Below are 23,959 nucleotides of genomic sequence, written 5' to 3'. Positions count from 1 at the left end.
CGGACGTTAAAAAAATAATCTTAATAAGAAGATGAATAGTAAAAAAGAGAGCCGTTGGGCTCTCTTTTTTATTTTATCTATTAATTCCACATCCAAATATCATCATTGGATAGGATTTTAGGGTTATCAATTTAAAAGAATATATTAGTAGAAAAATATTTAAATAATACAGAGTTAAAAGAACGTACGTTCGTTTTTGTGGTATAATATGGACATAAAAAATAAGTCGTGTTCGTTTTCGTGCTTTCTGGGGAAGTTCGATTTTTTCTAATTTGAAAAAAAGTAAATTATTGTGAATGGTTCACAAACTATTATGAAGAAAAAACAGATGGGGGATTTAAAATGGAGGACTGCAAACAAGGAATTGAATCATTAATTGGCATGGCGAAAAAAGGGGACGAGCAAGCAATCCTGATTTTAAAGGAGATTGGCATTCTTTTAGATGAATGTGAAATGAGAATGATTAAAAAAAAGGATAATTGTTAGCTATAGCTATCAATCATCCTAGTTATTTATTATCTTCTATATCTAAACCTGAAATTAAAGCTTTTATCTTCTTAATAGCGAATTTTTTCGTTTCCTCATCAAAACTTTCCATACGATTTATATAATGCTTAAGTTCTAACATAACATCTGATGCTGAAGATTCTTCATTATTTTTATTATCTGATAGCCCCATAATATAGTCAGTCGATACATTTGCTAAATTAGATATTTTTGAAACAGTTTCTCTAGATGGAGTCTTCTTCCCTGATTCGATATAAGATACCATCGGCTTACTGATATCTACGTTATCTGCAAATTGTTGCTGCGTATACCCGAGCGACATTCGTATCTCTTTTATTCTTTTCCCAATTATATTCTCCATTACGATCCCCTTTTTAATACCTTAGTATTACCAGATACATAAAATATAACAGAAAAGTTGACTCTAAGACAACTTGGTTTTTTTCTCCGAATATTTTTTGCGGAAATTTGTTGACTTGTAGTTAACAAATTGATATTATAAAAGCATCGAAAGAAACAAGGGTGATGCTAATGACAAAACTTAATACAGAACGTGCTAAAAAATTAAGGATATCACTCGGTTATACACAACAATTTGTGGCTCAACATCTTAGTTGTTCCAAAAGTGGTTATTGTTATATGGAGCAGGGAAAAAGGCAACCGAGTTTAGAAAAATTAGGGAAATTATCAACATTATATAATGTGACAACTGATGAACTGTTAGAACAAAGTTAACTTAAGGTTGTCATTTTTTTAAAACGGTTGGTTAACCTTAAGTTAACATGGTAGGAGGAACAAAAATGAATCAATTACAAAACTTTTCACATGATGCATTCGGCAAATTAGAAATTCTTATGAAAGATGGAAAAGAATACTTCCCTGCAACATACGTTGCAAATTTACTAGGATATGCAAATGCTACAGAGGCAATCAAGCGTCACTGTAAAACTGAGGGGGTCGCGTTTCACGAGGTCCCTACTACAAGCGGTGTCCAAAATAAGAAATTCATCAACGAACCTAACCTATACCGCTTAATCGTCAAATCAAAACTTACACAAGCGGAACAATTTGAAAAATGGGTGTTTGAAGAAGTACTTCCTTCCATTAGAAAACACGGAGCATACATGACAGATAAAGTCCTGGAACAAGCGGTGACAAATCCAGACTTCGCAATTGGTCTTCTCACTAAATTAAAAGAAGAAAAAGAAAAGCTTGCAGCAGCACAGCAACAAATCGTACAGCAGCAACCGCTAGTAATATTCGCTGAAGCGTGTATGCAATCAAATGAATCTCTAAAAGTAAGTGAAGTTGCTAAATTGGCAGCTAAACATAATATCAAGATTGGGCAACGTCAGTTATTTGCAAAACTTAGAGAATGGAACTTAATGTTCAAGCGATCCACCGAACCCACTCAGCCAGCTGTCGAAAAAGGATACTTCGAAATTGCACAAGGTGTTAAACAGAAACCAAGTGGAGAGCCTTTCACATGGACAACAACATACGTAACACCAAAAGGACAAGCTTACATCATAGACCGACTGAAGAATGAACAAGAACAGGAGGCGATGTAAACAATGGAAGAAAGTTCATTCTCACACTTGATGGTATTAGTTGTTTTTCTCGTTTTTGTAGGATTGAGTTATAAACGCATAAAGCAACTAATAAAGGATGAAATTGATGAATAGACAGCAGCGGGAAAAAGAAGAAAAAGCAAACATCATCAAAATGATCCGTGATTTAAGAGATGGAGGGATACATAACAGCACAGATAAGGTTGAGGAAAAGTACAAATATATTACTCTAGCTAAATAAGAAAAACCCTACAGGGGATGCAGGGCAGTGTTAAGGGATTTAAATCTAAATGTCGATTCCACAAGAACTTCTTGGAATGTAATCAGTTTAACATATGTTTTCTTTAAACTTTATATAGAGATTTTACGAATTTATGAACACGGACAAGTCTTTGTTTGTCGGAATATTCGTGAATTTAATGGTATTCTCCCACCTAAAATGGGTTCCTGGATATTCTGATGTGTGAAAAGTATCAAAATAAAATAAAAACAGCCGATTACCCCTAATCGACTGTTTTAAAGAAACGACGCAATATTTTGTACCTATATTTTAACATGGTCGTTTCTTCTAAGTAAATAAGGAGGAATGTGGAAATGGTTGAAAACCCAATGTTAATAGGAAATTATCATGATTCATCGGAAAGAGACTTCATGGATTACTGTCAAGGATGTGGCAGAGAAATCTTTTACCGAGAAGGATACCTTGATTTCAGTGGTGATCCAATTCATACAGAATCAGAGTGTATTAAGCAATATGTTGAAGAACATTCAATGAAGAAAGTAGCAGGTGAATGATATGGACCTACAAAACAAAATTGAAGCTGAAATTCAAATTATGAAGAGTTTAGTTGAACGGTATAAGAAAAGTAAAGAACCTAATGCTGTATCAATGGTTGTGGCTTATGAATACGGGTTACAGGTACTTACTGAAGTGTATGAAGCTAGTAAACAAACAGAAGTAGCACCATTTTAAAAGAGAGGGAGATTCATATGACAACTGAAAATTACTTTTCTAAATTGGCTCAAATAGATTGTTCGGAACATGTCGAAAAGAAAGGCCGATTTAATTACTTATCATGGGCTTGGGCAGTTAAAAAACTTCGTGAAGTAGATCCAACAGCAACATGGGAAGTAAAGCGATTCGATGGGGCGCCTTATCTTAAAACAGATTGTGGTTATTTTGTAGAGGTTGAAGTAACTGTACAAGAATTACCACTAAGCCAGATCCACCCGATACTTAACAATCAAAATAAACCAATTGCAGAGCCTAATAGCTTTGATATTAACACTAGTATTCAACGTTGCTTAGTAAAGGCAATAGCGCTTCACGGATTGGGATTATACATCTATGCGGGTGAAGACCTACCGGAAGTACAAGAAGAAATGATTACTGCTCAACAAGTTGGTGCAATCAAATTAAACATTAAAAAGTTGGCCACTCTTCGAAAAGTGGATGAAGACACTATTAAAGGGCATTTAAGCATTAAGGAAGTTCCCGAATTAACGTTAAAGCAAGCTGAAGAGGTACTTAAAAAATCAACGAAATGGGTTAAGCAAGCTGAAAAAGAAACCGCTGAGGCTAAAGAAAAGGTTGAAGTGGTAGAGCAAACAAACTAGGGAGTGAAAAACCTATGTTAGATAAAAATCAATCGAAAGTCGTCCTTCCGGCGTGGGTGAGGAAGGGCGCAAAAAACGAACAAGAAGTGAAAGAGAAGGCGATTGAGTACATAACTTCCGATCGCTATCCAGGATATAAAATAATTAAAATTCAGGGCGACATAGCGGTATGCGAAAGGCAGAGTGTGTGATGTTTAAGATACCAGTAAGACGCGGAACAATGACAGAAATGTTGAAGGCAGTTCGTGATTTAGAAAAACGGGGCTATGACTATATCACTCCTATCAAAAAGGTATATAGAGCTGAGAAAACCTTCTATCACGATGGCAAATTTAAAGGGAAAGACAAAATTAGATTTTCAGGCATGGATGATCATGTCAGTTACGAATGCTGGATGAAGAAGGTGAACTAAATGGCTAAATACAGACACGTACAAACTTCATTCTGGTCAGATGCAAGAGTTTCAGAAGAGATGACACCAGAGGATAAATACTTTTATCTCTATTTAATGACGAACGAGCATACCAATCAAATTGGAGTTTATCAGATAACTAGAAAACAAATGGCTTTTGAGTTGGGTTATTCAATTGAAAGTGCCAAAGCATTACTGGAGCGTTTTATTAATCATCATGAGTTGATTGTTTATAACGAAGAAACAAGAGAGATTTGCATACTTAATTGGGGAAAATACAACCTTAACAAAGGTGGTAAGCCGATTGAGGATTGTATAAAAAAGGAGCTTAAAAGTATTAAAGATTTATCGCTAGTAAAACTCATCCTTGAACGAACAGAAAACATAGCGTTAGTACAAAAAATCAGTGTTTATGCGGGTCTTGACGATACGTCCCACGATACGTCCACGATACGGGGGCAAAAAGAAAAAGAAAAAGAAAAAGAAAAAAAGACTCCTCGTCACAAGTTTGAAACTTGCGACACCAACGGGGCTAAGTATCTATTTGAAATAATTAAGGGTAATAACCCTAAACAAAAAGAACCTAACTTCGATTCTTGGGCTAACGACTTTAGATTAATGCGTGAAAAGGATGACCGTGAATTACAAGAGATTAAAGATGTTATTGATTGGTGCCAAGCAGATCCATTTTGGCAAGGAAACATCTTATCTCCTAAAAAGCTACGTGAAAAATTTGATCAATTAACAATTCAAATGAATTCTAAAAAAGGAGCGAAGAAAAATGCAGAGAGCAGCGGTAGCAATACCAACCGATATAGCCAAAAAGGTGAATATGACTATGGATTCTGATGTGTGTGATACGCACGGCATGAATAAGATGAAGTTCAGTGGGAATGTTGTTTGCCCTCGATGCTTCCTTGAAAACGAAAGTAAAAAGCTTCAGCAACAAGAACAAGCGAAATACGATGTGGATAAAGCGAATGAGAAGAAGGTCATGTTCCACCAACAAAGCATGATTGCCGATAGCAACATTAAGAAAGCGAACTTTGATAATTACCAACCTACTAGTGATGAAGGAACGAAGAACCTTGAACTCGCAAAGGTCATCGCAACGGATTATCTCAATGAAAAGGTGTTTAACACGATTATGGCTGGGAATTGTGGAGCAGGGAAAACACATCTCGCTTATGCTATCGCAGATCGACTCGCAGGAGCAGGGAAGTCAGTTGTTTTCGTCACAGTCGGTGAATTGCTACGGAAAATTAAAAGTACATTCAGTAAAGATTCCACATTAACTGAAGATGCAATTATAAGAAGCTTAGTAAGAGTGGAAGTATTAATAGTCGATGATTTGGGAGCTGAGTTAGGCGCGTTAGATGCAAATACAAAAGCAACAAACTTCATTAATAGGGTACTGTTCGATGTTTTCGATGGAAGGCAAGGTAAATCTACTATCTTCACGACAAACCTTACAGGAGAGCGTCTAGAAGGTGCATATGATGAGCGGATTGTATCGCGTATTTTCAACAACTTTAAAGCTTTGGTTTTCAAAGATACAAAGGATTACAGAAGAAAAGCACTACCATTCTAAGGGGGAATTAAGATGTGTGCATGTAACGGAACGGGAGTAATTCAAAACGACATTGGAACGGGTATGTATCAGTTTGGACCATGTGTTTGCGAAGCAGGGAATCGCAGTCCTGAAGAAGTGGATAGAAGGCGCTATGCCGTTATGACGAGATTAAGAGAAATTCATCAATTACAACTGGAGGGGAAATGGGATGCCAAGACTTGGAACGGATTTGGAAAAGGAAAATTACACAATGGCGTTGCAGCAGAGGAAGTACATGAAGAAATCGCGTCGTAACTTGTACATTGCTTTAGAAGAGTTGGACCTGGTATTTGATGAAAGTGAAGTTAATCGATTGCAAGAAATGTGGAAGGAAGACAAAGGAATCCTTGAAATCGCAAAAGAGTTAGGAAGACATCAATTAGAAATCGCTGCTCTTATTATGGATCAGGCAGATAAAAATTTGATTAAATCCCGTCCAATGGGGTTAGGGGCATGAAACAGCTAACACTAGAGGATGTGGTCGGAAGTTTTGATTATACAGCAACAAATACAGCGGAAAAGTTCTTGAAGCGTAATAGCGTTATGACGTACTCAATAGAGTTTTACGACAAAGACGAGAAGTGGAAACTCCGTTGGTTTGAGGCGAAGTCAGAGAGAGACGCTATAGAAATGGCTAAAAAGAAATACGGATAGATGCAAATTATTACTACTTATATTTCGGATAGAACCTTAGAAGAAATCATGAATTTGGATTAGGAGGCATAGCGCTATGACGGGTGATCAAATCGGCTAAATTTAGGTAACTATTTGATGATTCTTAGAGTCTCATAAAAGCGTTATTTGAAACATGTGATGTTTCGCAAAAAAATATAATGTTATGTATTTATGATTTATAAGGCGGGTAAAAAGAATAAAAGAGCATCAATTCTTTATTTGAGAATCAAAGAGCACCTTTCAAGGCACTCTCTGATTAAAACTAATAATAAAAAAAGAATACCACATGCTTATCGTATGTATGATTCTTGGCGGTGTGCAAATTTAACACAAAAGCGCTATTTAATAACAAATCAAAAGAGCATACATATAAGCATGCTCTTAAAAAGGTAAGAATGTTATGAGTAAAGGATCTCCTTACATTAATTAGTTTCGAGGACTATTTTATTAGTTTAATTTGAAGATGGTTAATTCTACAGCATTTATACCGGCATCGCAGGTTAAGATGTCTTGGTCATTAAAGAAACTGTTATTTTGAAGTTGAAGTATTGAATTGGATGGAATTGATAAAATAACCTCACCGCTTAATTGATAACATCCTGTATTTGTTGAATCTGAAAGTAGAAAACCAAAATTTGCTTGTGTATTTGGGATTGGGCTGTTATTTAAGAAAACAGAAATAACAGGTGAATGGGGAAAGACGGGATTTAAAACCGTGTTAATTGAGGAAATGAAAGATACACGATAGTCACCAGCCTGTACAATGCTAATTGTAGTAGGGTTTAATAATGAAACCCCTCCTGCAATTGGCCCAGTTTGATTAAAAGGAAAAGAATCTCCGAAAGGGACTGTAATAAAATCTGTTTGCCAGAAATAACCGTAAGCTAATGAAAATGCCCCAGTAGGTCCAGTGTCACCCGTAGGTCCTGTAAAACCGGTTGAACCAGTGCTTCCGGTAGGTCCAGCGTCACCCGTAGGCCCAGTGAATCCAGTACTGCCAGTCAGTCCTGTAATACCAGTCAATCCAGTGCTTCCGGTAGGTCCGGTGTTACCGGTAGGCCCAGTAGCACCCGTTGAACCAGTGGGCCCAGTAGGGAATTGAAAAGGTGGAACAGGTGGGAGTGTAGGTCCAATTGAGCCAGGATTTAGTGCAGGGGAGGATAAAAACTCATCCAATATAATTCACCTCTAAAAGTTCATATTACTAATAATAAATGCAATGATAGATCAAAGTGAAATGGACAAGAGATTGTATATGTGAAATTTAATAAAAGCGTTATTTAATAGAATTTTGATAAAAAGCGATGATCATTAAATCGCTCCATGATTTATGACCATCGCTTATGTATTGAAAAGTTATTCAGTTATTTGAAATATAGTTTCATCAGGTCTGGAGAATCCATACAATTTCCTTGCGAACTTTAAAATACCTTCTTCACTCTCTGTTAAAGTTTTAATATCGTTTTCAAAATAGCGTCCTATAAGTTCTACTTCAGATAATCTTTTCTTTTCTTTATTAAGTGTAATTTGTTTTTCTTGAATCATTTGTTCTTGCTTATAAATGCAGATTTGAATGGAAATAACCATAGGTAGCATAAAAGCAAGTGCTAATAAAATACGACGTCTTAGCTTTTTATTCGTTTGTTGATTCTTATTAGGATTAATTTGTTTTTTTGAGATTGATTGTTGAGGTGGTAAATTTGGGACGCTTCCCATTTTAATGCCTCCATTACTTATGTATAGAATTTAAATTGCTAAAAGTATTATATATGCAAAATAGATAATTTTGAACCTATTTAGGTAAAGAGAGGGGGGATGAAATTTAAATAGAATCCTTATTTAAATAAAGAAGCCCTAGGATTAGGGGGCTAGGGCTTCTAGTCATGGTATATCTCACACGACATTATAAAAAGAAAAGAACGTACTGAAGATAACACATGAATGTTTCATAAATGTATCAAAAAAGTGAACAAAAACGTTATTTTAATTGTTGCAGCCCCTTGGAGGGCGCTCCAAAGGGCTAAGAATCGAGAATATTGAACTCTTGTTAATTACATAAGAACTCCCTAAGGAGTATATAGGGAATTTTAACACTCAACTAATAATTTTTACAACTATGTATTCAAATTAATATATAAATAAACTATTTATTTATATAAAAAATGGCCCTTACTACTATGTAAGAGCCCCATGAACAAAGAAAAGGTCGTATATGACTCTATATAAGAATCATAATCATATTTTACAACCTTGATATATAGTTGTCTATACACAGTTGGCGTAGTAGAGCTAAATGAAATGGACAAGTAATTGTATATGAGGAATTTAATAAAATAGTTATTCTAAAAAAAGGACCTCTTACGGAAAGATAAGAGGTCATCAAAAAATGTTGTATTTGAAACACGTGATGTTTCGTAAAGAGATTATAACATATATCTATATATTAATTATATATAATATAAAGAAAGTAATGAAGATAACACATGAATGTTTCATAAATGTATTAAAAAAGTGATTTTGTAAATCAAGGTAGTCAGCAAAATTAACTAACGTCTTGTTGAAAAAAAGAAGCCCCGCAGAAAATGTTACAGGGCTTCATAAGACTGAGTTATGTCGTACTCACAAGAGATTTTAACATGGATTTAGCGGGGAATAAATCGGTAAATATGTCCAATTGATCTAGAGTTATTATATTATACAAAAACGCTATTTTAGTTGTAGTTTAACAAAAAGGACCCGCTATAAATAGCAGGCCCTTTCCTAAAATGGCAAAGAGTAACTCTTACCTTACTCTTCTACTATAGAATACACCACATTTGACTATTTGTGTAGAAAAATGTCGAAATATGTATTATTTCATGTCGATTATAAGAACACGAAGAAGTGATACCGATAATTGAATAAAAACGCTATTTGGGAAGGAAGTGATTATGGTGGAATTTCAATATGGGGCGCAGGGCAGAATGAAGTACCATCCAAATCATAAGAAGCCGTATACAACGAGGGAATTAGCCTACGTATGTAAGTATTATGGATTCGGAAAGGTAAAGGCAATTGCTTTAGCGTTAGGAAGAACGGAAAGTACGATTAGGCAATTAGTGAATACTCTCCGGAAGAATGGGGTGTTTGAAAAATATAAAGACATGGAGGTATGCATAATGGCTGTAGAAGCAAAAGTGAAATTTGAATTAAATGAAGAACAAAAATTACAGTTTCAAAATGTAAGAGAAAACGTAGGAGAACAAGAAGCGTTTTATTTTCTAGAGGAAATGATAATGAAAGAAATTGATTTAGCTGAATTTGTAGAGATGGAGTACAAGGATGAAAAATAAAATGTTATTTAATACGTAAGGAGTTGTTAAGTGAATGGGACAGTTATCTATGTTTGATATGGATGAAACAAAAATTAAGCTGTATGAAGTATTGGAAGCTAATAACTACCATCATGAGATTAAGAGTTATTACCTACACAACGATTACATGGGTGAAGTTAAGTACTTTTACATTAGAACGACAGACGACATGATTATTGATATGTGTTTAAGTCAGTTCTCTGAAGTATTTGCGGTGTACGAGGGATTCACTGAAGTGCAGATCAAGAAGATATATAAAGGGAAATTGCAATAATGCTATTTTATAAAAAAAGAGAAGCCCTTAATAAGGTCGCTCCTCTTACTGCCAATATACAATAACTATTCCATTATAATGTATAATCGTAAAATATTTAATAATTATCTTTATGGTAAAAATTTCATTTTGTTATAAATAAAAAGGCAGTTGTTTCCGCAACCACCTTTTTAAAAAACAGAGCAACTTTTTCAGAAATAAAATATGAATGATTCCTGAAAAAGGTTATGGGATATAATCCTATTTTTATAACCTAAGTGACGAGCTTAATTTATAAGAAAGGAATGACTACATTATATGAAAGCTCGTCTAACGGGGTTACATATAAAAGAGCAGCCAGCAAAAGCTAACTGCTCAATACAAGGAGATACAAAGAAAACTAAATGGATTTTGGCATACAGCCTATCAACATTATGGACATAATATTGGGTTTTATTCGAAGAAATTCATGTTTTACAAATTAAATTATGATAGTCGATATTCTCCATATTGACCAGAAAAGAACCAAGAATTCTAGGAAAATTCCAAGTGTTCTTTTCCTAGTTTTTTGAAATTCTTTTACTAAATAGCCAACAGCACAAATTGCTAGAAGAATGAAAAGAATAAGTTCTAGTGTAACTGGCATTTGATTTACTCCTAATCCTGTAATTTAATTTAGTATATAACGATTATAAGATATTTTTATGGTTAATGGTGAAAAATTAAACAAACTATCTCTATATGAAAAAAGGCCCTGTTGTCTCCAACAGAACCTCTTCTAAAATGGCAAAGAGTAACTCTTACCTTACTCTTTGTTTATATACTACAGAAGTGTTAATGAAAATCCAAGGCTCCTTATATTGAGAAATAAAGAAAAATTATTTTAAATAATTTTATCATTGTTATAAATAAAGGAGCAGTTAGCCAAAACTAACTGCTCATCTCCAGGGGGGAACAAGGAGAAAGTAACTTAATGGGTTGTCTATAGTATTGACTGAATATTTAGTTTTATTCAAGGGGGGTGAACTAATTATGTAGGTTACGTGAGAAGTCCTATTAACATCCAGGCTGCCCCGATCAGAATTAAAGTTTCGAAGGTTATCCAAAACTTTCTTTTTTCTGGTTTTTGAAATTCTTTAATTACAGAAAATATGGCACTTATTCCTACAAGAGTGAAAAGAGCAATTCGGATTGTTTCAGTCATTTGTATCACCACCTAAGATTTGAATAGTTTAATTATATATTAATTACCATTTTATAGAAACTGAATAAAATAATCCTTTGAATAGAAAGCGAGGAATAACAATGGGACAAGGAAACCGCGGAATGGCTTTTGAAAAGCTTATCAATCTAGCGAACGAAATGTATCAAAGAGGTGGAGTGGCGCTTATAAACAAGCGTCCGACTCCTGTGAAGGTGTTAAAAAGTAAAGGTGGCCGTGTATTAAATGGATTCTATGAAGCTAAAAGTACAGTAGACTATGACGGTGTATATAAGGGACGAGCTATAGCATTTGAAGCGAAGTCTACAGAGAATGCTACACGATTTGATTTAAAGAATATTGCACAGCACCAATTAGATTACCTGGAGAAAGCAGAGAAGATGGGGGCGATTTGTTTCTTCCTAATTGAATTTAGCAAGGACAAGTCAGTATTCGTTGTACCACTATCAGTCATTCAATCTTACGTAAGGATATCGCATCAACCAAAAGGTAAGAAATCTATACCAAGAGCGGACTTTGATATTTATGGGTACTTAGTAGAACAGACGGAACGAGCGGCAGTTGATTATTTGCAATATGTAGATGAAGCAGTAGCACCAGTTATGTTTGATAGAATGATTCAATTTGATCAGGACCATAAGAAGGCGGCAAATAACATTGAAGCAGCAAAAGAAAAGATGGCAAACAAGAAAAGAAAATTATTAAAGGCTTAATGGATAACGGAACCATGCAGAGTGGATGGTGGGGGCTACTCGCTATGCATGTTTCCATTATTCAACAAAGAGATAGTAAAATTTCACGTACCTGATGTGAATGTAAAAACAAAATTCGAAATAGGGGGATTCCTTCATGGAGAGACAATTAACTTTATTACCAGCTATAGATGATAAGAAAGTACAAAAGGAAGTAGTAAGCGTATTAAAGGAATACAGAGCACTAAAGATGCGATTCAGTAATGATGTGGAGCAGGAAGGAATCAGTTTATTTCCTGAGTTACGTGATTCTAGAAACACAAGTAAATGGAAGGTGCAACAGGTTGAGAAGGCGCTTAACAATTTATTAGATGAGGATGAGCGTAAAATCGTTGAGCGCAAGTTTCTGACAAATGAGAGGGGAAAAGATTCAGATGTTTATCATGATCTACTACTCAAGAAGACATATTTCTATGAGAAAAAGCAGAGTGCGGTTAAATTGATTGCTACAGCACTTGGAATCATCTAAAAATAGCGAACAAAACGCGGTCAAAATGCGAACTTTTTGGGGGACTAAATAAAATGCCAAAAATTATAAATTATAGGTATAAGCCCTTTGACAACCGCATATCGAAGAGGATTAGTACACCTATTAGTGAAACGTTCTTATGCGAGAATGGCACAGTAACGTATACCGCATAGTAGGGTGGGCAAGGCGGTACGAACCCGCGTTAAGACGAAAAGACCAATGAATTACTTATAATGATATATTCCAGTGTGGCGGGTGTGAGATAACTCGCATTCGTCATGCTGTTTCTAATTTGTAGTTATCATTCAGCTCGGAATGCGTCCTCTGGGTTGATAATAAATATAAGTCTATTACTCTCTAATACGTCGGTTCTTGAAAATGGAATGGGGGTGGTTGCTCATGATTGAGTGACACTTGCATTCTAAAAATCTAAAACAGTATACGTGACCTCGTACATTAGTAATTACTCACGATTCTTATTAATGACTAAAACGAGGGCAAAGAGTTCCACTCTTTGTTTGAGCCAATACAGCGGAAACATTCCCCTTCCGTCCCTCTAGTGTATTGGTTCAAACAAGACGTCGGAAGAAATACATACGTCTTGATATAAATCCTTTATAATTCGATATTGGCCAGCAAAGGTGAAAATGACATTAAGTAGCCGAAGTATTGAGCCAGCTCTAAGGAGCATAAAAGAGAAGAGGACTATAAAGTTGAGAAAATGAATTCTCGCTCTTCTCCCATTTATTTATATTTCTCCCTATTAGATAAGTTAACTATGGACAAATTGATAAAACATATTTTTTGAATTATTTAATACAAGTATATATAATTATATCGATGTTAACATATTAACTAGTTAAAAATGGGGAAAGAAAAATGAAGATTATATTTGATGTGGTTAAAGATGAAAATTTTGATTTTACTTTATTAGAAACAAAATTGCTGAAAACTTTTAAAGAAGTGGATAATGTAGCAATAGTTGAAAAGGTTGAAGATAAAATTTTTGAAAAAGATGATGTGCCAACCCATTTAGCGGAGATTACTATTAATGTTACAGGAAAGAATATCGGATATAGATCAGTTTCAGCTAGTATATTTATTGTTCTAGAAATCCTATCAATGAAGCTATTCAATATTAATATTAGTATACATTAAGCATCCAATACGGGTGTTTTTTCTTTGTTATATAAAAATTACATATTAAACATATATTTATACGTTTTGTTCCTACATGTTAAGGAATAGTAATAAAAAGATGATACCGATGAAACCGTATAAAAACAAAAAGAATCCTAAGATGGGTAATTTTTTATGAAAGCCGAGCATAATAAACCTCCTTGGGTATATAAAGGATTATAATATATCTTCGGTCTACTTAGAATACTAACCATTAATTGGATGGAATTAGGCATGATTAAATCGATAGACACTTATACATTAAATGTATTTAATGAGTCATCTAGGTATAAAGATAATCAATAATCATACAATGATATGGAAGGTCTTTTCTAACGTGTTAGTTACCTCAATGTTTATGTATCTTTTGGCGCCTGGGCGAGGGTGCTTTTTTTATTGTACATTATGATAAGGACAAGAATAGTATATAATAGGACGAGTTCTTGGTGTCCGATTCAATGCTCAGGATAAACCCCAATTCACATTGAGAGCATCCCCATAGCGAGGGTGCTCTCTTTTTGTTGATGTGGTAATTAATCGCAGATTGGTATTCCAAGTACTCTTAGAGCTAATGCTACTTGAAGAGAAATCTCTAATCTAGCAATCTACTATAGTATATGAATGAAACGTTAATATGTAATAGTTAGATTAATCGATTAAATAGAATTGATAGATTAGCCCATTTAAACAAAACAAACGAACACAACGAAAAGCAAGAATCAAATGATTCCTGCTTCATGGAGAGCTCGGATTAAATCAGCTATAGCGAAGATGAGCGCTGGTGAAACGTTTTTTCTAGGTTGTTGTTGTGTTTCTGTTTTCATAGTAAAACCTCCCTTCTCTTATATAAACGCATGAGTTAAATTATTTTGGCTTACATGGGTATATACAAATTAGAGGAAGGTTCTCCACAAACAGAAGTAGAGGTAATTGTATGTCTCAAAAACATTTCATTTTGATACACTTTTTATTTGCCGTAAAACAGCATATTATTTATCTCAAAATCATGTATCGAAATCAATTGAATGTGATACAGGAAATTGATACAATAGAATCATCAAGGGGAAGGTGTGATGATTCATGATATTTGGTTATGCAAGAGTTTCAACGAAACATCAGAGTTTGGATATGCAATTAGATGAACTTAACCGTTATGGATGTGACGATATAGTTAGCGAGAAGGAAAGCGGAGCCAAGAAGGATAGGAAGGAATTACAGCTGCTTCTTGGAAAACTCCGTAAAGGTGATACATTAGTTGTTTACAAGCTAGATCGCTTAGGAAGAACAATGCATCAACTTGTTAATTTGCTACAAGAATTCAATGAGAAGGGAATTAACTTCGTCTCAATAAAGGATGGTATCGACACTTCTACAACAATGGGGAAATTCCTTTTTCACATATTCGGAGCTATGGCCGAAATGGAACGAGAAATAATCACTGAACGTGTTATTAGTGGTGTGGCAGCGGCTAAAGCAAGAGGTCGTGAAGGTGGTAGAAAAAAAGCGCATACTAAACAACAAATAGAAAGTATGATGGAACTTATTGAAATGGGCAATAAAACAAAAGTAGAAATTTGTGAGATATTCAATGTATCAAGAGCAACTTTGTACCGTTATATAAAGGAATATGAAGCGAATAAGAAAGAATTAAAGTAGCGAATCCGCTGCTTTTTTATTTTGCATAGAAAAAAGGAAACCATAAAGGATCCCTTTTACATTACACTGTCTTATAATTCTTATTTTTAATCCTATTCTTAGTATCCATAAATGCGGCGAAGGTCGCTATAGCACCACCTAAATAATAGACTTGGAATTTGTGGTCAAAAGCTAATCCTATAATGAAATTGTAGCCGTATATAAAACATGTAATACCGAATAACCATAACATGAAATTTAAATCTTTTAAGCTCAATCTATAATTCTTAATTTTTTTCCACATATGTATCAACTCCTATTGTTATGAGGTTCTGTAGTTTTTCTTTTTGAAATCTCGCATGTTGAGGATAAAGAATAGAAGGAAGATAACAGCTCCGATGCCATGAATCCAGTAGTATGTGCGCCCTGTTGTGAATCCGTTATAGAATTCATAGGCATTCCAAATTACAAGAAGTACTGAGCAGACAGTAGAAATCATTAATGAGCCAAAACTTCTCATGATTTTCACCTCGATTCTAATTTTTAGAACTTATTTATAATTTTACATTTAAATAAATAGATTTACAAGGGAAGGAATAAAAGAAAGAACCCGCTGGAGTTCGGGTCCTTTCATAAGTGATGATGTATTCTCGGCTTGGGAACTGAGAAAAACACAAAAATATAATACATCGAGTTTTAGAGAATTTCAAGACTAAATTAGGGATTACCATGAGGGGAGTTGTAACGAGTTTCTTCCTATTAATATAGAAGGTGGTGGGTGATGTGAAGTGAAACAAAAACACGAGTTAGCTCAAGAAGATTACATGCAAGGTATGAAGTATAAGGAACTGGCTGAGAAATATGAGGTCAGTATTAATACAATTAAGTCCTGGAGAAAAAGGCATGGCTGGAATCGAAAAGGGGTGCACCCAAAAGACGAAAAAGGATGCACCCAAACCAAGAAAACAGGTGCACCCATTGGCAATAAGAATGCAGTGGGTAATTCGGGCAACAAGAACCCTAAATGGGGTAATAAGAATGCTGTAGGGCATGGCCCGCCAAAAGGGAACCATAACGCTATGACGCATGGTTTCTTTCGAAAACACTTTCCAGAAGATGTGGCTGACTTAGCTGCTGAGATCATGGAGAAGAATCCGATTGATATGTTATGGGAAAACATAACGATTCAGTATACGGCTATTATTAGAGCGCAAAGATTGATGTTTGTTAAATATCAAGAAGATACAACGAAAGAACTACGAAAGAATAAGGTTACTGAAAGTGGATTCGAAGAAGAATGGGAAATTCAATTTGCTTGGGATAAACATGCTACCTTCTTAAATGCACAATCGCGGGCAATGACTACATTATCGCAGCTAATAGAAAGATTCGATAGGCTAGCGAGTGTTGATGATAAGAGAAGATTAGAGTTAGATAAACTGAAAGCTGACATAGAGAAAACAAAAGCCGATACCGCTCGTATTAAAGGCGAAGATGGTGAAGAATACGAAGATGATGGTTTCAAAGAGGCGCTAGAAGGCAAGGTAGAGGAAGTGTGGGATGACCATGACGACGATTCCGAAGCGTAACAAGAAACCTGCTCCATTCAAATTTAAGCCATTCTCCAAAAAGCAGCTAAAGGTATTAACCTGGTGGAAGCCTAGCAGTCCTGTTAAAGGCTATGATGGGATTATTTGCGATGGTTCCATTCGTGCTGGAAAGACAGTTTCGATGGCTCTTTCTTATGTAATGTGGGCGATGGAATCATTTGAAGGCGAGAACTTTGGTATGTGTGGTAAAACGATTGGTTCGCACCGTCGTAACGTTATAACGCCACTCAAGAAGATGCTGAAGTCTCGTGGTTATAAGGTTAAAGATCACCGCAGTGAGAATATGCTTACTATTACTAAAGACGGTGTGACAAACTTCTTTTATATTTTTGGTGGTAAAGATGAATCTTCACAGGATTTGATTCAGGGTAGTGATGCCCTCCACTATAGTAATATGGTGGCAAACATCGGGCAAAATCGGCAGACGCTAAGTCTTTGGTATTTGCGGGTATGACATTGGATGGTATAATATATTTATACTAGAAAGGGGTGTTATACTTGCAAGATTTAACAGGTCAAGTGTTTGATATGATTACAGTCTTAGAATTTTCTCATAAAACTTATGAGAATAAGAGATACCGTTCTTTTTGGAAGTGTAAATGCGAATGCGGAAAAGAGTTTGTGAGAAGAACAGACCAAATAAAAACTAAACGTGGCTATAAAAGTTGTGGTTGCTATCGACTGGAGTTTTCAAAGCGATTTTTCAATGAAAATAATCCAAATAAAACTCATGGTTTGTCAAATACACGATTATATAAAATTTATAGAAAAGTAATAGAACGCTGTTACTACGAAAAATACGAAGAGTTTCATTTATATGGTGGACGAGGTATTAAAATGTGTGATGAATGGAGAAATGACTTCTTATCGTTCTACAATTGGTCTTTGGAAAACGGTTATAATGATGATTTATCTATCGATAGAATCGATTATAACGGGAACTATAATCCTGATAATTGTAGGTGGGTTGATGACATCACACAAGGTAATAACAAGCGAAACAATATCGTGTTGACTCACAACGGATTAACAATGACTTTGCCTGAATGGGCTAGGTATTTAAAACTTCCGTATTCAACATTAGCAAACAGAAGAAAAAAAGGTAAGACTGTAGAAGAAATATTAGATCCTGTTAAAAAGAGATAAGTGAATGCCGAGGTAAACGAGTAGATTGCGAAAGGCTACTCGTCACCGTAGAGCGTAGAGGGTGAATAAATATAATCCCTCCAAGAGTGCCCGACAGCCAGTAAAAGGTTGTCTTTTTTATTGGTTGAAAACGTACGCCGAACTTATAGGAAACTATAAGAAGCAGAGGATAAAAAGCCTTTGCGATAACAATTAGATCACTTTAGCCGGATGTTTCTTTGATGAAGTAGTGCTTATGGTACGTTCATTTGTTAACCAAGCGACTGGCCGTTGTTCTGTAGAAGGTTCAAAAGTCTGGTTTAACTGCAATCCAGGTGGTCCGTATCATTGGTTTAAAACAGAATGGCTAGATAAAGCGAAAGAAAAGAACATGCTGCACCTTCTCTTTACTATGAATGACAACTTATCACTGTCCGAAAAAGTAAAAAAGCGTTATTACAAAATGTACAGTGGAGTTTTCTACAAGCGGTATATATTAGGACTTTGGGCAGCTGCTTCTGGACTTATATTCGATATGTTTGATGAAAATAAGCATAAAGTTCCTACGATTCAAAGGGAGTACGTTGAATACTTTGTCTCTTGTGACTATGGTACGCAGAACGCCATGGTATATGGATTGTGGGGTAAGTGCATCGAAAAAGGTGAAGAAGTATGGTACAAGGTGAAAGAGTACCGTTATAGCGGTAGAGAAACAGAAAAGCAGAAAACAGATCAGGAATACTATGAAGACTTTGAGGGATTTGTAGGGGATTTGCCAATCCGTGGTACAGTAGTTGACCCGTCCGCTGCTTCATTTATAGCTTTGCTAGTTAGGAACAAACGAAAAGTATATAAGGCCCGAAATAATGTTAAAGAGGGTATTGGTAATGTCGGTGTTGCGCTTAACACGGGCATTATTTATTTTAACGATTGCTGTAACGAAACATTTAAAGAATTCGCTTCTTATATATGGGATGAGAAATCAGTTGAACGTGGTGAAGATAAACCACTGAAAGAGAATGATCACCATATGGACGAAACAAGATACTTTGTTAATACAATTATTTACGGACTGCGTAAAAAGAAGAAAAAGAAAAAGAAAAGAGGTGAAGCAGCTTAATGATGAAGAAAAGGAAAGTTAGTGCCAAAGTAATTAAGGCGACGGGAACAAGTGCTCAGGTACTATCCCGCCAGCAAGAGAGTGAAAATGAGAAGTATGCTGTAAATGAAATCATTGAACCACCTTATAGAATAGAAGACCTACAGCAGATTAGAGAAAATAGTACGATTCTTGGTCAATGTATTGATGCGTACAAGCGTAATATAGCTGGATTTGGTCATGAAATGAAGTATAAGCAGGATGATAACAAAGAAACTCCTGAAATGAGGGCGGAGTGGATGTTAGTTGATACTGAAATTATTCCGTTATTTAGCTTCGAAAAGCCATTCAAGGAGATTCTTGAAACAGGCATTGATGATAAAGAGACGACTGGCAATGGTTATATTGAAGCGATTCGTAATTTAGAAGGAAAGCCTGCTGAATTAATAAATATGTTACCGCAGTACATGCGAGTGACTCGTAAAGATGATAACCCCCAAGAAGTTACATACTTAATTAACGGAAAAGAAGTCAAAAGAAAGAAAAGGTTCCGTCGCTATGTACAACGAGTAGGATCAGTAGATACTTATTTCAAAGAGTTTGGCGATCCGCGTTTCTTAAATAAAGAGACTGGTGAGTTTTCCGATGTTTCATTAGGAGAGAAAAACGCTACCGAAGTCATTCATTTGAAGATTGGTAATGGACCATATGGCATTCCGCGTTGGGTATCGCATGTTGTACACATGGTAGGGGCTAGAAAGGCAGAAGAATTAAACCTTCGCTATTTCAAACAAGGTAGGCATATTCCAATGGCTATATTGCTGAAGAATGGCATTTTATCAGAAGAAAGCGAAGCTGCTCTTACCGATTATGTTTCAAATGTCGAAGGTGAAGATAATCAACATAAATATCTCTTATTGCAAGTTGAAAATGCAGATGAAGGTGTAGTTGGTGATACACAGCCAAACATTGATATAGAGTTGAAATCACTGGCGGATGTATTGCAAAATGATGCCTTATTCCTTGAATACGACGAGAAATCACGCCAAAAGGTACAATCAGCATTTCGTTTACCAGATGTATATGTTGGTTACATTAGAGACTTTAACAGAGCAACTGCTGAATCTGTGCGTGAGATTACAGAAGAGCAGGTGTTTGAACCTGAGCGTAACAGCTTAGAGTTCATCATTAATAACGTTCTTTTGCTTCCATATGGATTAAAACACGTATATGTGAACCTACGTAAGTCAGAAATCAGTAACACGGAAGATATGGTTAAAACCGTTGAGGTACTGGCTGATAAGGGCGGTTTAACATTCCGAGATATACGTAATATCGCTGGTAATATGCTAAACAAAGAGTTCTCTGATTATGATATTCCTGAAGCAGATCAACCAGTTGCTTTAGTTTTAGAAAGACATCGTAAAGTAAGTGGTTGGCAAAAAGGATTAGGAGAAACTCTACAGAAGTCAGCTGATAGCAATTCAAATGAGGAACTAGTCAATGTAATGAAAGATCTACGTGACTTACTGGAGTCGATGCAAAATGCAGAAGATTGATAAGCTATTAGTTTCTCTTAATGAATGGATTGCAAAGGCTGATACGGATGACTTCATAGCTGCATTGCCTGCTGATTTAGAAGTATTGAACATATTACCAGGATATGTTGAGGAATTTGAAAAAGAAATTGCTAAACTGCTTTGGAAACAGAAGAAGTACTTTGTCGATGGACTTAAGAACTATACGAAAAAAGATGCTGTGGAGAAGGGTATCAAGATAAAGGACATTATCGACTTTGTCACTGGTAGCCTATTTGGGGCTGATACCTTTGCTAAAAGTCTGAGCAAAACAGCAAGGAAGTTTCTTGATTATACGATGAAGGACATGACAAAAGCTTTTATGGATGCGATTGACCCAGATATCCAGTTTAATATCTTTTCAAAACGAACTACAAAGTGGATTGATAGTTGGTCGGATGAATTAGGTAAGATCATGAAAATTAATTCTCACAAAGCAGTAGAGCGGATTTTAAACGAAGGATTAGAGAAAGGGAAAGGTATTCGTGAAATAGCAGGAGAGCTTGCGAAGCTTCCGGAATTCGACCGTAAAAGAGCGAAGAGGACAGCGCAGACTGAAGTCCTTGCAGCATGTTCCGCTTCTCAATTTGAATCATATTGCCAATCCCCTGCGGTTACGGGTAAGAAGTGGCGCCATAGCGGTGCAAAGAATAACCAACCGCGTGACAATCATGTGGCGTATGACGGTACAACGGTCACGGTAGAGGAAGAATTTGAACTGCCTGGATCTGGTGAGAGATGTATGTTTCCTCGAGATAGTTCTCTATCTGCTAAAGAAAGAGTTAACTGCAAATGTGTTCTTCAGCCTGTAGTAGATAACAACATATTAGGGCTATCTGAAGAAGAGAAGCAGAAGATTAGGGAAGAAACTTTGAAGGAGTCGAGTAGAAAATGAAGACTTCTAAAACTATGCCGATTCATATTTGAAAGGAGGTGAATAGAACAGATGACAAAGCGAAAATTGAAGAATCTACAAGTCTCACACGTTTCTTATGTAAATGCAGGTGCAAATAAACGTGAGTTCTTTTTAACTAAATCTGATGAAAAACCAAACTTTGAAAAAGAAGTACGCGTTATCAAGTCGGAAGATGAAGAGAAACGTTTAGTATATGGAATTGTTTATGAACCTGGCGTTTTAGACAGTCATAACGATTTCGCGGACGAATCAACTATCGAAAAAGCAGCTCATGAATTCATGTTGAAATATCGTCAAATCGATAAGGACCACGATTTCCAAGCGGGTGTTGGTGAAGTTGTAGAATCCTATATCGCTCCTGCTGATATGGAAGTGAATGGTGAGACTATTACAAAAGGTACATGGATACTTGTCACTAAAGCAACCGAAGAGGTATGGGAAGCAATCCAGAAGGGTGACTACAAAGGTTATTCTTTAGCGGGAATCGCTGAAACAGAAGTAATTGAGGAAGAAGTAACGAAAACTGAAGAGAAACAAATGAAGTCCTTCTTCCAATTGGTGAAGGGCTTTTTCAGTGGAGAAAACGTTCAAAAAGGCGAGGTTAGGGATAAATTTAACCAGAATAAACACCGCCGTGATGTTAACGCCTCGTTCTCTGCATTAGAAGATAGTTTCTATCAATCGTTATGGAATGCCCCTACTGCTGATGCTATCGACTTAGATCGTATTGAAGCAGCCGCACTTGAATTTGTTGAGATTATCAATGAATTGAAGGACACAGAAGCAGTTGTAAAGGTATGGGAGGAAAAACCTGTTGTATCTCTTGTTGAAGAAGTAGAAAAAGCAGGCAAGAAAATCAGTGCTCCAAACATGACAGATATCGACGCTGCTATTGAGTCATTAACAAATCTAAAAACATGCGTCACACCTTCAATGGAAGGCGCAGAGAGTGAGGGAAACAATATGGAGTTTAACCAAGACCGATTAGAAAAAACATTAACTTCAGCGGTAGAAAAGGCTGTTGGCCCAATTAAGGAAGAGTTAGCTACTGTTAAGAAACACCTTAATCTCGACGAGGAAAAAACTGAAGAAGATATTAAGGTGGAAAAAGCTGTTGAAGCTGCTACCGCTCCTTTACGCGAAGAGATCGAAGCATTAAAGAAATCTCAAGGTATTAGTAATCAGCAAGATACTGATGTTATCGAGAAAGCAGAAGTTAAAAAATCTGTATGGAATGGCTTACTGTAAGCCTGAAGGAGGAAAATATATATGACACTTAATAACAAAACAATTATTGAAAAAGCGGACGTTACTCTTGCCACATTAGCTAGTGGCGGTTTAATGAATCCTGAACAAGCTGATACATTCTTACGTATGGTGCAAAATTCCCCTACTATTTTAAAGGACTCGCGCTTTGTTCAAATGGCTTCAGATACACTTAAAATTGAAAAAATCGGCTTTGGTTCCCGTATTCTTCGCCCTGGTGTTGAAGGTGTACCTTTAAAAGATTCTGATCGCTCTGCTCCATCAACTAGCACAATTACGTTAAATGCTAAAGAAGTAATTGCGGAAGTGCATATTACCTATGATACATTGGAAAACAATATTGAGGGCGGTAATCTTCAAAATACTATCATGCAGATGATAGCAGATCGTGCTGCATTAGATATCGAAGAGCTAATTCTGAATGGTGATATTGCGTCTACAGATTCATATTTAGCTTTATTAGATGGGCTTCGCAAACAAGCAACTTCACATGTTGTAGATTGTGCTGCAGGTGCATTTACTAAAGATGTATTTAAGAAAGCCTATAAAGCTGTTCCTGCTAAGTACTTACGTAACCCTAAAGACTGGAAGTTTTACACATCGCATGGTTTAGAAATTGAATGGAAAGACCAAGTAGCGATGCGACAAACTAACTTAGGAGATGTTTCACTTCAAGGTGGTTTAGCTTCTGCTTATGGGGTTCCAGTAGAGGGAATTGCTATGTTACAACCATATAATGAGGGAGAAAATACTGTATCTGATATTTTATTAACGCCGCCTAAAAATATTGTGACAGGTATGAGCCGTAATATTCGAATTGAGGTAGATAAGGATATCCGCGCTCGTAAATTCATTATTGTTTTAACTGCGAAGGTTGATGTGAAGTTTGAAGAGGAAGATGCAGTTGCAAAAGTTATCAAAGTTAAGGAGTGATGACTTTTGAATTATTACGTTAAATTAATTGTTGGTAAAACATATGACGTCCATGAACGTCTTTTTTTATTGGACCAAGAAGAGAAGGTTACAAAGAAAACCTACGATTATCTAAATGGCAATGAACAATTTGAAGTTCGAAAAGACAGTAGTAAATCTAAAGGAGAGGAGTGATA

The 23,959-nt window shown here is 35.9% G+C and carries 32 protein-coding genes and 5 pseudogenes; 30 read left to right on the top strand and 7 right to left on the bottom strand.

Going from position 1 to position 23,959, the window contains the following annotated elements; translation table 11 throughout:
• Window positions 1-342: 342 nt before the first annotated feature.
• Window positions 343-486, top strand: coding sequence for a hypothetical protein (locus VF726_RS28800; RefSeq protein WP_440173626.1), 144 nt, complete (start codon window positions 343-345; stop codon window positions 484-486).
• A gap of 22 nt (window positions 487-508) precedes the next feature.
• Here the strand turns inward: VF726_RS28800 and VF726_RS28795 are convergent, their stop codons facing one another.
• The gene (locus VF726_RS28795; protein ID WP_098143651.1) at window positions 509-868 is read right to left on the bottom strand and encodes a helix-turn-helix domain-containing protein; all 360 of its coding nucleotides are present in this window, start codon (window positions 866-868) and stop codon (window positions 509-511) included.
• A 170-nt stretch (window positions 869-1,038) separates the two neighbouring features.
• On the opposite strand from VF726_RS28795, the gene VF726_RS28790 reads away from it, so the two are divergent.
• The 13 genes and pseudogenes from VF726_RS28790 (at window position 1,039) to VF726_RS28730 (ending at window position 6,436) form a co-directional block, all read left to right on the top strand.
• Window positions 1,039-1,242, top strand: coding sequence for a helix-turn-helix domain-containing protein (locus VF726_RS28790; RefSeq protein WP_440173623.1), 204 nt, complete (start codon window positions 1,039-1,041; stop codon window positions 1,240-1,242).
• A 65-nt stretch (window positions 1,243-1,307) separates the two neighbouring features.
• Complete coding sequence (locus VF726_RS28785; RefSeq protein ID WP_440173621.1) at window positions 1,308-2,078, top strand: phage antirepressor KilAC domain-containing protein; 771 nt, start codon at window positions 1,308-1,310, stop codon at window positions 2,076-2,078.
• A 106-nt stretch (window positions 2,079-2,184) separates the two neighbouring features.
• Window positions 2,185-2,319 carry a hypothetical protein gene (locus tag VF726_RS28780; RefSeq protein ID WP_440173620.1) on the top strand — a complete coding sequence of 45 codons (135 nt, stop codon included), beginning with the start codon at window positions 2,185-2,187 and terminating at the stop codon, window positions 2,317-2,319.
• 353 nt (window positions 2,320-2,672) lie between these two features.
• Complete coding sequence (locus VF726_RS28775) at window positions 2,673-2,873, top strand: hypothetical protein (RefSeq protein ID WP_440173619.1); 201 nt, start codon at window positions 2,673-2,675, stop codon at window positions 2,871-2,873.
• A gap of 1 nt (window position 2,874) precedes the next feature.
• The gene (locus tag VF726_RS28770; protein ID WP_179191997.1) at window positions 2,875-3,051 is read left to right on the top strand and encodes a hypothetical protein; all 177 of its coding nucleotides are present in this window, start codon (window positions 2,875-2,877) and stop codon (window positions 3,049-3,051) included.
• 17 nt (window positions 3,052-3,068) lie between these two features.
• The gene (locus VF726_RS28765; protein WP_440173616.1) at window positions 3,069-3,695 is read left to right on the top strand and encodes a Sak single strand annealing protein; all 627 of its coding nucleotides are present in this window, start codon (window positions 3,069-3,071) and stop codon (window positions 3,693-3,695) included.
• A gap of 14 nt (window positions 3,696-3,709) precedes the next feature.
• A complete protein-coding gene (locus VF726_RS28760; RefSeq protein WP_180226642.1) occupies window positions 3,710-3,886 on the top strand; it encodes a hypothetical protein in 177 nt (58 codons plus the stop codon).
• Window positions 3,886-4,107 (top strand): hypothetical protein, encoded by a 222-nt coding sequence (locus VF726_RS28755; protein ID WP_098200646.1) that lies wholly within the window; start codon window positions 3,886-3,888, stop codon window positions 4,105-4,107. The genes VF726_RS28760 and VF726_RS28755 overlap by 1 nt, the downstream gene beginning before the upstream one ends.
• A complete protein-coding gene (locus VF726_RS28750) occupies window positions 4,108-4,956 on the top strand; it encodes a hypothetical protein (RefSeq protein ID WP_440173614.1) in 849 nt (282 codons plus the stop codon). It abuts the gene before it with no gap.
• The gene (locus tag VF726_RS28745; RefSeq protein ID WP_440173633.1) at window positions 4,940-5,698 is read left to right on the top strand and encodes an ATP-binding protein; all 759 of its coding nucleotides are present in this window, start codon (window positions 4,940-4,942) and stop codon (window positions 5,696-5,698) included. Before VF726_RS28750 ends, VF726_RS28745 begins: the two co-directional genes overlap by 17 nt.
• 12 nt (window positions 5,699-5,710) lie before the next feature.
• Window positions 5,711-5,974, top strand: a complete 264-nt coding sequence (locus VF726_RS28740) for a hypothetical protein (protein ID WP_440173611.1) — start codon at window positions 5,711-5,713, stop codon at window positions 5,972-5,974.
• A complete protein-coding gene (locus VF726_RS28735; protein WP_440173631.1) occupies window positions 5,931-6,176 on the top strand; it encodes a helix-turn-helix domain containing protein in 246 nt (81 codons plus the stop codon). The genes VF726_RS28740 and VF726_RS28735 overlap by 44 nt, the downstream gene beginning before the upstream one ends.
• Window positions 6,173-6,436, top strand: a pseudogene (locus tag VF726_RS28730) (hypothetical protein). Before VF726_RS28735 ends, VF726_RS28730 begins: the two are co-directional and overlap by 4 nt.
• 405 nt (window positions 6,437-6,841) lie before the next feature.
• On the opposite strand, the gene VF726_RS28725 reads toward VF726_RS28730, so the two are convergent.
• Both VF726_RS28725 and VF726_RS28720 read right to left on the bottom strand, forming a co-directional pair.
• Entirely contained in the window at window positions 6,842-7,570 is a 729-nt protein-coding gene (locus VF726_RS28725) for an exosporium leader peptide-containing protein (protein ID WP_440173609.1), read from the bottom strand.
• 180 nt (window positions 7,571-7,750) lie between these two features.
• A complete protein-coding gene (locus tag VF726_RS28720) occupies window positions 7,751-8,110 on the bottom strand; it encodes a septum formation initiator family protein (protein ID WP_440173607.1) in 360 nt (119 codons plus the stop codon).
• Window positions 8,111-9,327: 1,217 nt separating this feature from the next.
• On the opposite strand from VF726_RS28720, the pseudogene VF726_RS28715 reads away from it, so the two are divergent.
• The 3 genes and pseudogenes from VF726_RS28715 to VF726_RS28705 form a co-directional block, all read left to right on the top strand.
• Window positions 9,328-9,540: pseudogene (locus tag VF726_RS28715) on the top strand (DNA-entry nuclease); the annotation flags it as partial.
• A gap of 220 nt (window positions 9,541-9,760) precedes the next feature.
• Complete coding sequence (locus tag VF726_RS28710) at window positions 9,761-10,021, top strand: hypothetical protein (protein ID WP_440173604.1); 261 nt, start codon at window positions 9,761-9,763, stop codon at window positions 10,019-10,021.
• A 297-nt stretch (window positions 10,022-10,318) separates the two neighbouring features.
• Window positions 10,319-10,444, top strand: coding sequence for a hypothetical protein (locus VF726_RS28705; RefSeq protein ID WP_440173602.1), 126 nt, complete (start codon window positions 10,319-10,321; stop codon window positions 10,442-10,444).
• A gap of 595 nt (window positions 10,445-11,039) precedes the next feature.
• Here the strand turns inward: VF726_RS28705 and VF726_RS28700 are convergent.
• Window positions 11,040-11,204, bottom strand: a complete 165-nt coding sequence (locus tag VF726_RS28700; RefSeq protein ID WP_044439641.1) for a hypothetical protein — start codon at window positions 11,202-11,204, stop codon at window positions 11,040-11,042.
• A gap of 101 nt (window positions 11,205-11,305) precedes the next feature.
• Here VF726_RS28700 and VF726_RS28695 point away from each other — a divergent pair, with 101 nt between their 5' ends.
• The 3 genes from VF726_RS28695 to VF726_RS28685 all read left to right on the top strand — a co-directional run bounded on the left by VF726_RS28695 (window position 11,306) and on the right by VF726_RS28685 (window position 13,601).
• Window positions 11,306-11,935, top strand: coding sequence for a Holliday junction resolvase RecU (locus tag VF726_RS28695; protein ID WP_440173599.1), 630 nt, complete (start codon window positions 11,306-11,308; stop codon window positions 11,933-11,935).
• A gap of 136 nt (window positions 11,936-12,071) precedes the next feature.
• Window positions 12,072-12,443: an ArpU family phage packaging/lysis transcriptional regulator gene (locus VF726_RS28690; protein ID WP_440173596.1), complete on the top strand. Its 372-nt coding sequence runs from the start codon at window positions 12,072-12,074 to the stop codon at window positions 12,441-12,443.
• An 879-nt stretch (window positions 12,444-13,322) separates the two neighbouring features.
• A complete protein-coding gene (locus VF726_RS28685; protein WP_000691219.1) occupies window positions 13,323-13,601 on the top strand; it encodes a hypothetical protein in 279 nt (92 codons plus the stop codon).
• A gap of 554 nt (window positions 13,602-14,155) precedes the next feature.
• Here VF726_RS28685 and VF726_RS28680 read toward each other — a convergent pair.
• Window positions 14,156-14,227, bottom strand: a pseudogene (locus VF726_RS28680) (DUF3956 family protein); the annotation flags it as partial.
• 475 nt (window positions 14,228-14,702) lie between these two features.
• Here VF726_RS28680 and VF726_RS28675 point away from each other — a divergent pair.
• On the top strand, window positions 14,703-15,278 hold the full coding sequence (locus VF726_RS28675) for a recombinase family protein (protein ID WP_001992085.1): 576 nt from the start codon (window positions 14,703-14,705) through the stop codon (window positions 15,276-15,278).
• 61 nt (window positions 15,279-15,339) lie between these two features.
• Here VF726_RS28675 and VF726_RS28670 read toward each other — a convergent pair whose 3' ends face one another.
• Window positions 15,340-15,561, bottom strand: coding sequence for a hypothetical protein (locus VF726_RS28670; protein WP_440173593.1), 222 nt, complete (start codon window positions 15,559-15,561; stop codon window positions 15,340-15,342).
• Between the two features lie 18 nt (window positions 15,562-15,579).
• Complete coding sequence (locus VF726_RS28665) at window positions 15,580-15,777, bottom strand: hypothetical protein (RefSeq protein ID WP_440173592.1); 198 nt, start codon at window positions 15,775-15,777, stop codon at window positions 15,580-15,582.
• Between the two features lie 268 nt (window positions 15,778-16,045).
• On the opposite strand from VF726_RS28665, the gene terS reads away from it, so the two are divergent.
• The 9 genes and pseudogenes from terS to VF726_RS28620 all read left to right on the top strand — a co-directional run bounded on the left by terS (window position 16,046) and on the right by VF726_RS28620 (window position 23,957).
• A complete protein-coding gene (gene terS / locus VF726_RS28660; RefSeq protein ID WP_000810412.1) occupies window positions 16,046-16,846 on the top strand; it encodes a phage terminase small subunit in 801 nt (266 codons plus the stop codon).
• Window positions 16,818-17,237 (top strand): annotated as a pseudogene (locus VF726_RS28655) (PBSX family phage terminase large subunit); the annotation flags it as partial. The gene terS and the pseudogene VF726_RS28655, both read left to right, overlap by 29 nt.
• A 128-nt stretch (window positions 17,238-17,365) precedes the next feature.
• A complete protein-coding gene (locus tag VF726_RS28650; protein ID WP_440173589.1) occupies window positions 17,366-18,013 on the top strand; it encodes a hypothetical protein in 648 nt (215 codons plus the stop codon).
• 196 nt (window positions 18,014-18,209) lie between these two features.
• Window positions 18,210-19,112: pseudogene (locus VF726_RS28645) on the top strand (PBSX family phage terminase large subunit); the annotation flags it as partial.
• A complete protein-coding gene (locus tag VF726_RS28640; RefSeq protein ID WP_440173588.1) occupies window positions 19,112-20,650 on the top strand; it encodes a phage portal protein in 1,539 nt (512 codons plus the stop codon). The pseudogene VF726_RS28645 and the gene VF726_RS28640, both read left to right, overlap by 1 nt.
• Window positions 20,637-21,563, top strand: coding sequence for a phage minor head protein (locus VF726_RS28635; RefSeq protein ID WP_440173586.1), 927 nt, complete (start codon window positions 20,637-20,639; stop codon window positions 21,561-21,563). Before VF726_RS28640 ends, VF726_RS28635 begins: the two co-directional genes overlap by 14 nt.
• A 51-nt stretch (window positions 21,564-21,614) precedes the next feature.
• Window positions 21,615-22,832, top strand: coding sequence for an XkdF-like putative serine protease domain-containing protein (locus VF726_RS28630; RefSeq protein WP_440173585.1), 1,218 nt, complete (start codon window positions 21,615-21,617; stop codon window positions 22,830-22,832).
• A 21-nt stretch (window positions 22,833-22,853) separates the two neighbouring features.
• The gene (locus VF726_RS28625) at window positions 22,854-23,783 is read left to right on the top strand and encodes a phage major capsid protein (protein ID WP_098238664.1); all 930 of its coding nucleotides are present in this window, start codon (window positions 22,854-22,856) and stop codon (window positions 23,781-23,783) included.
• A 6-nt stretch (window positions 23,784-23,789) separates the two neighbouring features.
• Window positions 23,790-23,957 carry a YqbF domain-containing protein gene (locus VF726_RS28620; protein ID WP_080468447.1) on the top strand — a complete coding sequence of 56 codons (168 nt, stop codon included), beginning with the start codon at window positions 23,790-23,792 and terminating at the stop codon, window positions 23,955-23,957.
• The last annotated feature ends 2 nt before the right edge of the window (window positions 23,958-23,959 follow it).

This window comes from Bacillus sp. Brlt_9 (assembly GCF_051948935.1).
GTDB lineage: Bacteria > Bacillota > Bacilli > Bacillales > Bacillaceae_G > Bacillus_A.
This window is presented reverse-complemented; position numbering and strand designations above follow the sequence as displayed.

What these genes read in the sequence shown, in the direction of transcription:
- VF726_RS28665 (WP_440173592.1), bottom strand. Translation starts at nt 15,777, where the DNA reads ATGAGAAGTTTTGGCTCATTAATGATTTCTACTGTCTGCTCAGTACTT.
- VF726_RS28795 (WP_098143651.1), bottom strand. Translation starts at nt 868, where the DNA reads ATGGAGAATATAATTGGGAAAAGAATAAAAGAGATACGAATGTCGCTC.
- VF726_RS28690 (WP_440173596.1), top strand. Translation starts at nt 12,072, where the DNA reads ATGGAGAGACAATTAACTTTATTACCAGCTATAGATGATAAGAAAGTA.
- VF726_RS28745 (WP_440173633.1), top strand. Translation starts at nt 4,940, where the DNA reads ATGACTATGGATTCTGATGTGTGTGATACGCACGGCATGAATAAGATG.
- VF726_RS28700 (WP_044439641.1), bottom strand. Translation starts at nt 11,204, where the DNA reads ATGACTGAAACAATCCGAATTGCTCTTTTCACTCTTGTAGGAATAAGT.
- VF726_RS28790 (WP_440173623.1), top strand. Translation starts at nt 1,039, where the DNA reads ATGACAAAACTTAATACAGAACGTGCTAAAAAATTAAGGATATCACTC.
- VF726_RS28785 (WP_440173621.1), top strand. Translation starts at nt 1,308, where the DNA reads ATGAATCAATTACAAAACTTTTCACATGATGCATTCGGCAAATTAGAA.
- VF726_RS28800 (WP_440173626.1), top strand. Translation starts at nt 343, where the DNA reads ATGGAGGACTGCAAACAAGGAATTGAATCATTAATTGGCATGGCGAAA.
- VF726_RS28685 (WP_000691219.1), top strand. Translation starts at nt 13,323, where the DNA reads ATGAAGATTATATTTGATGTGGTTAAAGATGAAAATTTTGATTTTACT.
- VF726_RS28630 (WP_440173585.1), top strand. Translation starts at nt 21,615, where the DNA reads ATGACAAAGCGAAAATTGAAGAATCTACAAGTCTCACACGTTTCTTAT.
- VF726_RS28720 (WP_440173607.1), bottom strand. Translation starts at nt 8,110, where the DNA reads ATGGGAAGCGTCCCAAATTTACCACCTCAACAATCAATCTCAAAAAAA.
- VF726_RS28625 (WP_098238664.1), top strand. Translation starts at nt 22,854, where the DNA reads ATGACACTTAATAACAAAACAATTATTGAAAAAGCGGACGTTACTCTT.
- VF726_RS28640 (WP_440173588.1), top strand. Translation starts at nt 19,112, where the DNA reads ATGATGAAGAAAAGGAAAGTTAGTGCCAAAGTAATTAAGGCGACGGGA.
- VF726_RS28710 (WP_440173604.1), top strand. Translation starts at nt 9,761, where the DNA reads ATGGGACAGTTATCTATGTTTGATATGGATGAAACAAAAATTAAGCTG.
- VF726_RS28750 (WP_440173614.1), top strand. Translation starts at nt 4,108, where the DNA reads ATGGCTAAATACAGACACGTACAAACTTCATTCTGGTCAGATGCAAGA.
- VF726_RS28670 (WP_440173593.1), bottom strand. Translation starts at nt 15,561, where the DNA reads ATGTGGAAAAAAATTAAGAATTATAGATTGAGCTTAAAAGATTTAAAT.
- VF726_RS28770 (WP_179191997.1), top strand. Translation starts at nt 2,875, where the DNA reads ATGGACCTACAAAACAAAATTGAAGCTGAAATTCAAATTATGAAGAGT.
- VF726_RS28675 (WP_001992085.1), top strand. Translation starts at nt 14,703, where the DNA reads ATGATATTTGGTTATGCAAGAGTTTCAACGAAACATCAGAGTTTGGAT.
- VF726_RS28635 (WP_440173586.1), top strand. Translation starts at nt 20,637, where the DNA reads ATGCAGAAGATTGATAAGCTATTAGTTTCTCTTAATGAATGGATTGCA.
- VF726_RS28755 (WP_098200646.1), top strand. Translation starts at nt 3,886, where the DNA reads ATGTTTAAGATACCAGTAAGACGCGGAACAATGACAGAAATGTTGAAG.
- VF726_RS28775 (WP_440173619.1), top strand. Translation starts at nt 2,673, where the DNA reads ATGGTTGAAAACCCAATGTTAATAGGAAATTATCATGATTCATCGGAA.
- VF726_RS28760 (WP_180226642.1), top strand. Translation starts at nt 3,710, where the DNA reads ATGTTAGATAAAAATCAATCGAAAGTCGTCCTTCCGGCGTGGGTGAGG.
- VF726_RS28765 (WP_440173616.1), top strand. Translation starts at nt 3,069, where the DNA reads ATGACAACTGAAAATTACTTTTCTAAATTGGCTCAAATAGATTGTTCG.
- VF726_RS28740 (WP_440173611.1), top strand. Translation starts at nt 5,711, where the DNA reads ATGTGTGCATGTAACGGAACGGGAGTAATTCAAAACGACATTGGAACG.
- VF726_RS28735 (WP_440173631.1), top strand. Translation starts at nt 5,931, where the DNA reads ATGGCGTTGCAGCAGAGGAAGTACATGAAGAAATCGCGTCGTAACTTG.
- VF726_RS28695 (WP_440173599.1), top strand. Translation starts at nt 11,306, where the DNA reads ATGGGACAAGGAAACCGCGGAATGGCTTTTGAAAAGCTTATCAATCTA.
- VF726_RS28780 (WP_440173620.1), top strand. Translation starts at nt 2,185, where the DNA reads ATGAATAGACAGCAGCGGGAAAAAGAAGAAAAAGCAAACATCATCAAA.
- VF726_RS28705 (WP_440173602.1), top strand. Translation starts at nt 10,319, where the DNA reads ATGAAAGCTCGTCTAACGGGGTTACATATAAAAGAGCAGCCAGCAAAA.